The sequence below is a fragment of the Blautia sp. CGZ-1-C1 genome, from assembly GCF_056504575.1.
This window is the reverse complement of record NZ_JBWLUT010000100.1, coordinates 1-9390: the sequence shown is the minus strand read 5'-3', so window position 1 is coordinate 9390 and position 9390 is coordinate 1. Positions and strand designations below refer to the sequence as shown.

Sequence of the window (9390 nt, the reverse complement as noted above, 5' to 3'; positions counted from 1 at the left end):
TGAATAACTGCGCGTCGCATTCTCGTTACTTCAGTGATGAGTTAGACGCGCAATTTTTATAAAAAATATCCAGAACAAATGTTTACTTAAAGAAATGCATATGGTATAATACAGACATGGAAAAAGATATATTTAATATAAATAAAAATCAGCTTTCATATGGTAGAGGATACGTATATTCTCTGCAGTATCATCTGGTCTGGTGTACGAAATACAGGAAGAAAGTATTAAAAGACGGAATCGACCTGGAATGCAAAAAGATGTTGCAGGATCTGGCAGAAGAGTATCGGTTTCAGATTCTGGCAATGGAAGTCATGCCGGATCATATCCACATGCTTGTGGATTGTCGGCCGCAGTTTTATATTTCAGATATGATCAAGATCATGAAAGGGAATCTTGCACGTCAGATGTTCCTTTTACATCCGGAGCTGAAAAAAGAACTGTGGGGAGGACATTTGTGGAACCCGTCTTATTGTGCCGTTACAGTCAGTGACCGGAGCCGTGAGCAGGTATCTGCCTATATCGAAGGACAGAAGGAAAAAGAAGAGAGAAAGCCCTGAGTACAGGGATCATTCCAGAAACGTTTGTTTTTGCGGGAAAGGTGGAAGAAGATGCGGACAGTATCCAGCTATGGTGTGGAGATACGAAAACAGAATATCCCGGTCCGTCAGACAATGGAGATCTATCGTCAGGCAGTCGGTTACCTGACAGAGATCTACGCACAGGTCTGGGAAGAACTGAGGAAGATCCCGGAGACAAAAAAGCGTTTTAATACCGCAGAGCATATGGTACACATGACGAAGAAAAACACAGCCCGGTTTGATTTTGACCTTCGTTTTCCGAAGATGCCGTCTTACCTCCGCAGGTCTGCAATCCAGCATGCGCTTGGAAGTGTATCTTCGTATGAGACCCGGCTGGGGCAGTGGAAAGAGACCGGAGTGCTGTCCGGAAGGCCGAAACTTACCTGCAGGAACCATGCCATGCCGGTCTTTTACCGGGATGTGATGTACCGCGAAGGAGCAGAAGGAAAAGATGAAGCATATCTGAAACTGTACGACGGGCATGACTGGAAATGGTTCCGTGTATATTTAAAACGTACTGATATGGAATATCTTCGCAGGAACTGGAAAGGAAAGAAGGCATCGGCTCCTGCGTTGGAAAAGAGACACCGCCGGTATTTTCTGCGTTTTTCCTATACAGAAGAAGTAACACTGACGAAAATACCGGTAAAAGAACAGATCATCTGCAGTGTGGATCTGGGGAGCAATACCGATGCGGTCTGTACCATCATGCGTTCAGACGGAACTGTCCTGGGAAGAAGATTCATAGATCATCCCAGTGAAAAAGACCGGATGTACCGCACACTGGGACGGATCCGCAGATCCCAGAGGGAATATGGCTCTGCGCAGACACAGGGGAGATGGGCATATACGAAACGTCTGAACACAGAACTGGGTAAAAAGATTGCATGTGCGATTGTAAGATATGCGGAAGAAAACCATGCAGATGTGATCGTGTTCGAGTATCTGGAGATGCAGGGGAAGATACCGGGAAAGAAAAAACAGAAACTGCACCTGTGGAGAAAGCGGGATATCCAAAGACGCTGTGAACATCAGGCACACAGGAAAGAGATGCGGATATCCCGGATCTGTGCATGGAATACCAGCAGACTGGCTTATGATGGTTCCGGGGCGGTAACACGTGACTGGGAAAATCACAGCCTGTGTACTTTCCAGACAGGAAAACGATATAATTGTGACCTGTCAGCATCCTATAATATAGGAGCCAGATATTTTATAAGGGAACTTTTAAAACCCCTTCCGGTAACGGAAAGGTCTTTGCTGGAGGCAAAAGTCCCTCCTGTAAAGCGTAGAACCTCATGCGTCTATGCAGATCTGAGGAAACTCCATTCAGAAATGGAACTCTTAAAAGCAGCATAGATACAGGCAGATATACAGCGGATTACCTGTAATGTGGGAACCAGCCATATCTGGCATGGGAAATGCGCATAACTGCGCACCTAAGTTACAGGCGTATCCGCCGATATTCAGTCTGACGCCTAAAGCGTCTGGAAGCACGTGACTTTAGCCATGTGAGGTTCACAAGGACACCGCAGCAGGATAATTTTTATCATCTGATGAACGGAAAGTTCTGTGGCGAAGCATGGGATGCTGTCAGCAGATATGTTTATACCGCATTGCAGGGTGGTTCCATCATGCATGGGTGGACGAATGATGAGAGAATGATGATTACCTGTTGCAATGATGGTACAAGACCTGTGATATTTAAGATAGAGAGAATTGACATTCCGGAGAATGAGGAAGAAAAGCAGTGGCTTGAGAAGCAGAATTTTAAGAATACTGCCGAAGATGCATATACAGGATAAAGGCAAATCGGAATTTGTAGAATTAGTAAATCTCGATTTTGGGAAATACAAGAATGTGTCTCATTATGGTTTTAATGCGGTTTGTAAGGAGAAACAATATGATTGGGTTTGTTATATGGTCACTTTTGGGAGTGTTTATAATTGGATTAGGAATAAAAGATATGTTTTCTAAGAATCCTGTTGGATTCTGGGCTAATACCGAAACAATAAAAGTAAAAGATGTTAAAGGTTACAATCGTGCGAGCGGACTATTGTTTATAATCTATGGAATCATTTTTGTTATATTAGGAATTCCGCTGTTAGATGATCAAAATACACCATACGTTCTGTTGTCGGTTATTGGTGTGATGGTGGAAACAATTGTAATTATGGCTGCTTATAGTTTAGTTATCGTTAAAAAGTATGAAGAGAAGTAAATAACTTTGAAGTTGCAAGGAGGAAATTATGAAATTTATGCAAACAGAGAAAAAACAGCTATTGATCTATGTGATTATAGCATACGGAATCACATATGTAATGGGACTTCTGATGTGGTATAGCTATGGAAAAGGTCTTGATCTCAGCGCTTTTCCAAATGCGCAGATGCTGTATCCAGCAGCAGGTGTGATGATGGCTTATTTAATTACCAAAAAAGGAGATAAAAATCTTCCAACGGCTTTTTACATATTCTTTGTAGCTCTCACGGCGGTGCTGGTTGTCTGCACGGCGGCTTCTGTTCTGGCTCCCCAAAATAGAGATCTGATGAGCATGCCATATTCTCAGTGGACACCGATCATGGAGTACGTTATAATAGGTGGCAGCGTTATTTTCTGGATTCTTCTTCTGCAATCCGGTAAAGAAAAGCGCAGATCCTATGGACTGAACAGCGAACATTGGAATATATCTATTCGTATGATCCTGTTGTTTATTGGATTATATCTTCTCAGATTTGTGATTGCCTGTGCTCTGAGCGGCCAGCTTTCTGAATTTGGCAAAATAATGGCAAATCCTACTACCTGGATCATATTTTTTACTGTTTTGGTAAACTTTTTCCTGTCAGTAGTGGCATTCTTTGGAGAAGAATACGGATGGAGATATTATCTTCAGCCTCTTCTTCAGAAAAAATTTGGACTAAAAGGCGGCGTAATCCTTTTGGGCTGTGTGTGGGCTGTATGGCATCTGCCAATAGACTTCTTCTATTACACTACGCCGGATATGGGGCTGGCGGCTCTGGCAAGCCAGTTTGTTACCTGTATTTCACTGGGGATTTTTATGGCATATACTTATATGAAAACCCAGAATATCTGGGTTCCGATAATTATTCATTTTCTGAATAATAATATGGTGGTAGTTTTTTCAGGAACGTACTCTGCGGATGTACTTCAGAATCAGCAAATCCACTGGGGAGATATTCCTGTTGCACTGGTAATGAATCTGCTGATCTTTGGATGGGTGATCTTTCTGAAGCCATTTAAGGAGAAAAAAGCATAATATTGAATTCATTCAAATTATTTAGAACAATTTGCAGGAGTACCTGCATTTTTAGGAATAGTTATTTTAATTTCATGTATTGCAGATTGGATGATATTTGCAAAAATTGATAATAGGTTAATCATAATTGTAATCAAAAATCAATGTCCATTCTGTGGCAAATCATTAAGGGGTGTACCTATAAATAGTGAAGAATATTGTTCACACTGTGGTTGTAAAATAGAACAGGAGCATAAGAAAATTCCAGTTTTTAAAACTAAGAAATCGGTATTTGGTGGGAGGTGTTATACAAATGAAACTGGCAGACTTATCAACTGGACCAGACTGGATAGTATATGTTGGATTTATAATATTTGCTGTACTTTCCATAGCTTTGATTTCTGGACATGGAAGTTGGTTAATTTCCGGATATAATACAGCTTCAAAAGAAGAAAAGGCAAAATATAATGAAAAAAAGCTATGCAGAACAATGGGAATTGGAATGTCTGTTATAGCAATTCTTCTATTAATTATGGGAGTGTTTGAAAATATTTTACCAGCATTTTTTGTGTATATTGCATTGGGTATTATTTTAGCTGATGTTGTGATAATTATTGTGTTGGGAAATACAATATGTAGAAGGTGACAAATTTCGACTTGTGGACTTTAACAACTCGGAATTTTTAGAACAAAATATTTTATAAGATTAATGAGATTTTAAAAAGGAGGATTGGACATGAAAATTTTGAAAAGTATTCTTAATTATATTCCATTAGCCACGTTTATCATATTTGTGGTTACTGATGGTATTTTTTCTCTAACATCAGCATTAATTTTTGTTATTTCAACGATTGGTCTATTAATTAATTGTAAAAGAAAAAAAACAGAGATGAAGAATTGAGAAAATTCCGGTTTGTAGAATTAAGAAAATCGGAATTTATAAAGGAGAATATTGATGAAACTATTTTTATGTTCGCACTTTTCAAGTGTGGGAAGTCTGATAAAGGAAGAAATTGAAAATAAGAAAGTCGCATTTATTCCAACAGCTTCACTGCGTGAAGGCTACACCGGTTATGTCGGCTCGGCTCGAAAATTATTCAAAAAGTTGGGAGCAATCGTAACTGAAATTGATATTTCAACGGAGGCTTATTCAACGATACAGTCTGTTTTTGAAGAAGCAGATGTGATATATTTTACCGGCGGAAATTCTTTCTTTCTTATGGACCAGCTCCGTAAAACGGGAGCTGATGGGCTACTGAAAAAGGAATTGGCAAATGGAAAATTGATGATCGGCGAGTCGGCAGGCGCAATTATATGCGCTCCAAGCATCCAATATATCGAGCAAATGGATGAAAAGCCAGAGGACTACTCACAAGAAGATGATGCAGGGCTTGATTTGATTGATTTCTATGTTCTTCCGCATTATCTTACAGCACCATTTAAGAAAGTTACCGAGAAAATAATGACTGAGTTTTCGGATTTGAATCTATGCCCAATTAACAACCGTCAGGGAATTGTAATTGATGGTGAAGGTTCAAAGGTTATTTGCAAAGACTAATTTGAAAATTCAAGTTTATCCAATAGAAAAATAAGAATAGATTGGAGAAAGATATGGCTTCAAGTAAAGAATATTTAACCTTTATATTGGAACAGTTATCCGATTTAGAGGGAATTTCATACCGTGCGATGATGGGCGAGTATATCATCTATTATCGTGAGAAAATTGTTGGCGGTATATGTGACGATAGCGTTGCTTGTTAAAACCTGTAAAATCTGCTGTTTCTGACTCTATGCCTAATGCAATTTATGAGTTGCCCTATGATGGAGCAAAAGAGATGTTGTTGGTTAATAATGTTGATAACAAAGATTTCCTGACAAGATTGTTTGTCGCTATGTATGATGAACTTCCTGCACAAAAAAAGAAGAAGTCATAAAATCGAAATTTGTAGGAATAGGTATTCAGGAAAATATACAGAAAATCACGCATTTGTGGGGATGATACGAATCGTGTCATACATGTGAAAGAGCGATTCTTACGTCATTTTACGCTTTTTGATAAGGTGAAATCGTCGAAAAGACAAACCAATATAGAAAGGACGTATAATGATGAAAAAGAATGGAAAACAAGTTTTATTTTTAGGAGGTATATTTATTATAGCGTTTGCAATATGGACAGCTTTGATCCAGATGGTAGACGTGCAGCCACTGGGGCAGAATGCAACGAATATTGGATTTGCAACATTCAATTGCTGGTTTCATCGTTTAACAAAATGTTAATATGACAATTTATACGATTACCGATTGGATGGGTCTGATTCCTTTAGTTGTATGCCTGATTTTTGCAGGTATTGGACTGGTTCAGTTAATAAAGAGAAGAAGTCTCTTCAAAGTGGATCCCGATATCATTATCCTGGGAGTTTATTATGTTATAGTGATACTGGCATACTTCATTTTTGAGATCATCCCAATCAATTACAGACCAATTTTAATCAATGGAATTATGGAGGCTTCTTATCCTTCTTCAACGACTCTACTGGTATTGTGCGTGTTGCCGACTTTGGTTGAACAGATCCAGCGAAGAATGTCATGTTCTACATTGAAAAGAATCATAACGATTCTAGCAATCGCTTTTTCTGCATTCATGGTTATCGGCAGATTGATTTCCGGAGTACATTGGTTTACGGATATTGTGGGTGGTGTATTGTTAAGTGCCGGATTATTTACTGTTTATAAGGCAGTAGTTATGCTAACAATAAAAAAGTGAAATAAAAAAGGAGGTGCAGGAGGTGGAATTCCATGAAAAGCTTCAGGAATTAAGAAAGAGCCGAGGTTTGACACAAGAAGAACTAGCCGAGGCATTATTTGTTTCAAGAACTGCAATTTCAAAATGGGAATCCGGAAGAGGATATCCGAGCATAGATTCATTAAAGGAAATATCCAGATATTTCTCTGTGTCCATTGATGAGCTGTTATCCGGAGATCAGTTGGTTTTGATTTCTGAAAAAGAAAACAAGTCAAATCTCAATGGTCTATGTGACTTGTTATTTGGATTTACCGATTTGCTCTCTTTGATGCTTATTTTTCTTCCATTGTATTCCAAACCGGTTGATGGATATATCTATTCAGTAAGTCTTATTGAGTATGTAGATAATGAAATTTGGATTCGTATGACATACTGGGGTCTTTTTATCGCATTAACGATTATTGGAATTGTGAATATTTTAATGGTCAATTTCAAATTTGAAAAGGGAAAAAAGGTGATTACTTTTTTGTCTGTAGGGCTTAGTATTATTACTGTTTTGTATCTGGCGATTGCGAGAGAACCATATGCAGTAACAGTGGCTTTTCTGTTGTTACTTATAAAAGGAGGTCTACTTTATAAACGAGCTATGGCCGGTCGATAAGGAGTTGAGCCATACAAATTCCAGTTTGGAGAATTGAAAAAAATGGAATTTACCTATTAAGACATATAACCTGTTGACAATAAAGCTCCTATATAATATGTTTTTAATAAACTACTATATAGGAGCTTTTGTATGGAAATGAATGGAGGATTTCTTGTCACCAAAATAAAACAGCTTGGAGACCGGATTTTCGAGAAAATTCTCAGTGAAAAGAATATTGATGCATTTAATGGAGCTCAGGGGCGTATTCTTTATGTGCTGTGGCAGGAGGATGGTATCTCAATCAGGTCACTCTCGACTAAATGCGGATTAGCGATAACATCTCTTACTACGATGCTGGAAAGAATGGAAAATCAAGGGCTGATAAGCCGTGTTCAGTCTGAAACGGACAAAAGGAAAACACTCCTGTTTCTGACTGAGAAAGCACATGCCTTAAAGGGCGAGTACGATTCTGTATCTGATGAGATGGGCAGTATTTATTACAAAGGTTTTTCAGAGGAAGAAATTACCCGGTTTGAGGAATGCCTCGACCGCATCAGAAAGAATCTTGAGGAGTGGCAGAAGTCATGAGTATTTGTATCAAAGATCAGATTCAGAACATGAATATCGTCATTAGCTGCACAGTGGGGTGTACATATTGCTATGCCCGCAACAACGTGAAACGCTGGCATATGATTGAAGACTTCTCTGACCCTGAATTCTTTCCGGGTAAGCTCAAGATGATGGAAAAGAAACGTCCGCAGAACTTTCTTCTTACTGGGATGAGCGATCTCTCCGGATGGAAGCCGGAATGGAGAGACGAGGTATTTGTAAAGATCCGTGAAAATCCACAGCATCAGTTCCTGTTCCTTACCAAGCGACCTGATTTGATGGATTTTGATACCGATCTGGAAAACGCATGGTTTGGCGTTACGGTGACGAGGAAAGCAGAACTGTGGCGTATCGACGCCCTTCGGAAAAACGTCAGAGCAAAACATTACCATGTTACCTTTGAGCCGTTATTCGACGATCCCGGCACAGTTGACCTTTCCGGAATCAATTGGATCGTTGTCGGCACCATGACCGGAGCTCAGAGCAGGAAGATTCATACGGAGCCGGAATGGGCATGGTCTCTGGCGGACCAGGCACATAAGCTCGGCATTCCGGTGTTTATGAAGGAAGACCTTGTCCCTATCATAGGGGATGAAAATATGATTCAGGAAATGCCGGAAGAATTTAATAAAGTGTTAGAGGTACAGAAATCATGGCAGAAGTAATAAATGGAATCCTCATTCGTGAGGTGGAAACAAAGAACATCATGACTAAGTCTAGTCTGCCGGTAGGCGGTTACTCGGTCAATCCCTATGTGGGCTGTACACATGCCTGCAAGTATTGCTATGCTTCTTTTATGAAGCGCTTTACCGGGCACAAGGAGGAATGGGGCACTTTCCTTGATGTGAAACATTGGCCGGAAATTAAAAATCCGAAGAAATATGCCGGACAGCGGGTGGTCATCGGTTCTGTGACAGATGGCTACAATCCACAGGAGGAGCAATTCGGGAATACCAGAAAACTTCTGGAGCAGCTGATCGGCAGTGACGCAGATATTCTGATCTGCACAAAGTCGGATCTTGTGGTACGGGATATTGATCTGCTGAAGAAGCTTGGACGTGTAACCGTTTCATGGTCGATCAACACACTAGATGAAAATTTCAAGAATGATATGGATTCTGCTTCGAGCATTGAGCGCCGTATCGCTGCTATGAAGCAGGTATATGAGGCAGGTATCCGTACAGTCTGTTTCGTATCCCCGGTATTCCCCGGTATCACGGATTTTGAAGCAATCTTTGAGCGGGTAAAGGATCAGTGCGATCTGTTCTGGCTCGAAAATCTCAATCTTCGAGGCGGTTTCAAAAAGACAATTATGGATTATATCGCTGGAAAATATCCTGATCTTGTACCACTTTACGACGAGATCTATAACAAGCATAACCGTAGCTACTTTGAAGCACTTGAAGTAAAAGCTGAGGAAATGGCTAAGAAGTATGATTGTGTCTTTGCGGATAATGAAATGCCTTATGGCAGAGTCCCGCAGGGGCATCCGGTGATCGTAGATTATTTCTATCATGAGGAAATCCGTGGGACAGAGAATACCGGAAAAAGAAATCGCTA

Annotated in this window: 13 protein-coding genes and 1 pseudogene; all 14 read left to right on the top strand. The window is 40.0% G+C overall.

What is annotated here, in order from left to right:
* Positions 1-116: 116 nt before the first annotated feature.
* Positions 117-560, top strand: coding sequence for an IS200/IS605 family transposase (tnpA, locus tag AC058W_RS08920; protein ID WP_118574580.1), 444 nt, complete (start codon positions 117-119; stop codon positions 558-560).
* Between the two features lie 51 nt (positions 561-611).
* On the top strand, positions 612-1940 hold the full coding sequence (locus AC058W_RS08915) for a nuclease/transposase family protein (RefSeq protein ID WP_479389988.1): 1329 nt from the start codon (positions 612-614) through the stop codon (positions 1938-1940).
* Positions 1941-2092: 152 nt separating this feature from the next.
* Positions 2093-2386, top strand: coding sequence for a TIGR04076 family protein (locus AC058W_RS08910; RefSeq protein WP_243009989.1), 294 nt, complete (start codon positions 2093-2095; stop codon positions 2384-2386).
* 98 nt (positions 2387-2484) lie between these two features.
* On the top strand, positions 2485-2802 hold the full coding sequence (locus AC058W_RS08905; RefSeq protein ID WP_118138214.1) for a hypothetical protein: 318 nt from the start codon (positions 2485-2487) through the stop codon (positions 2800-2802).
* 28 nt (positions 2803-2830) lie between these two features.
* Positions 2831-3856: a CPBP family intramembrane glutamic endopeptidase gene (locus tag AC058W_RS08900; RefSeq protein WP_117677733.1), complete on the top strand. Its 1026-nt coding sequence runs from the start codon at positions 2831-2833 to the stop codon at positions 3854-3856.
* 292 nt (positions 3857-4148) lie between these two features.
* Positions 4149-4481: a DUF3784 domain-containing protein gene (locus tag AC058W_RS08895; RefSeq protein ID WP_117846384.1), complete on the top strand. Its 333-nt coding sequence runs from the start codon at positions 4149-4151 to the stop codon at positions 4479-4481.
* A gap of 90 nt (positions 4482-4571) precedes the next feature.
* Complete coding sequence (locus AC058W_RS08890) at positions 4572-4736, top strand: hypothetical protein (protein WP_182474173.1); 165 nt, start codon at positions 4572-4574, stop codon at positions 4734-4736.
* 54 nt (positions 4737-4790) lie between these two features.
* Positions 4791-5393: a Type 1 glutamine amidotransferase-like domain-containing protein gene (locus AC058W_RS08885; RefSeq protein WP_044986750.1), complete on the top strand. Its 603-nt coding sequence runs from the start codon at positions 4791-4793 to the stop codon at positions 5391-5393.
* Between the two features lie 53 nt (positions 5394-5446).
* Positions 5447-5769, top strand: a pseudogene (locus AC058W_RS08880) (TfoX/Sxy family protein).
* Positions 5770-6113: 344 nt separating this feature from the next.
* Complete coding sequence (locus AC058W_RS08875; RefSeq protein ID WP_479389987.1) at positions 6114-6599, top strand: phosphatase PAP2 family protein; 486 nt, start codon at positions 6114-6116, stop codon at positions 6597-6599.
* A 22-nt stretch (positions 6600-6621) separates the two neighbouring features.
* A complete protein-coding gene (locus AC058W_RS08870; protein WP_242986972.1) occupies positions 6622-7239 on the top strand; it encodes a helix-turn-helix domain-containing protein in 618 nt (205 codons plus the stop codon).
* Positions 7240-7371: 132 nt separating this feature from the next.
* Positions 7372-7809 carry a radical SAM mobile pair system MarR family transcriptional regulator gene (locus AC058W_RS08865; protein WP_004853467.1) on the top strand — a complete coding sequence of 146 codons (438 nt, stop codon included), beginning with the start codon at positions 7372-7374 and terminating at the stop codon, positions 7807-7809.
* Positions 7806-8495, top strand: a complete 690-nt coding sequence (locus AC058W_RS08860) for a radical SAM mobile pair protein A (RefSeq protein WP_117846125.1) — start codon at positions 7806-7808, stop codon at positions 8493-8495. The genes AC058W_RS08865 and AC058W_RS08860 overlap by 4 nt, the downstream gene beginning before the upstream one ends.
* A partial coding sequence (locus tag AC058W_RS08855) for a radical SAM mobile pair protein B (protein ID WP_117846126.1) occupies positions 8483-9390 on the top strand: 908 nt, incomplete at its 3' end. The genes AC058W_RS08860 and AC058W_RS08855, both read left to right, overlap by 13 nt.

Coding starts and splice junctions, on each gene's coding strand:
- tnpA (WP_118574580.1), top strand. CDS start 117: ATGGAAAAAGATATATTTAATATAAATAAAAATCAGCTTTCATATGGT.
- AC058W_RS08915 (WP_479389988.1), top strand. CDS start 612: ATGCGGACAGTATCCAGCTATGGTGTGGAGATACGAAAACAGAATATC.
- AC058W_RS08905 (WP_118138214.1), top strand. CDS start 2,485: ATGATTGGGTTTGTTATATGGTCACTTTTGGGAGTGTTTATAATTGGA.
- AC058W_RS08900 (WP_117677733.1), top strand. CDS start 2,831: ATGAAATTTATGCAAACAGAGAAAAAACAGCTATTGATCTATGTGATT.
- AC058W_RS08895 (WP_117846384.1), top strand. CDS start 4,149: ATGAAACTGGCAGACTTATCAACTGGACCAGACTGGATAGTATATGTT.
- AC058W_RS08890 (WP_182474173.1), top strand. CDS start 4,572: ATGAAAATTTTGAAAAGTATTCTTAATTATATTCCATTAGCCACGTTT.
- AC058W_RS08885 (WP_044986750.1), top strand. CDS start 4,791: ATGAAACTATTTTTATGTTCGCACTTTTCAAGTGTGGGAAGTCTGATA.
- AC058W_RS08875 (WP_479389987.1), top strand. CDS start 6,114: ATGACAATTTATACGATTACCGATTGGATGGGTCTGATTCCTTTAGTT.
- AC058W_RS08865 (WP_004853467.1), top strand. CDS start 7,372: ATGGAAATGAATGGAGGATTTCTTGTCACCAAAATAAAACAGCTTGGA.
- AC058W_RS08860 (WP_117846125.1), top strand. CDS start 7,806: ATGAGTATTTGTATCAAAGATCAGATTCAGAACATGAATATCGTCATT.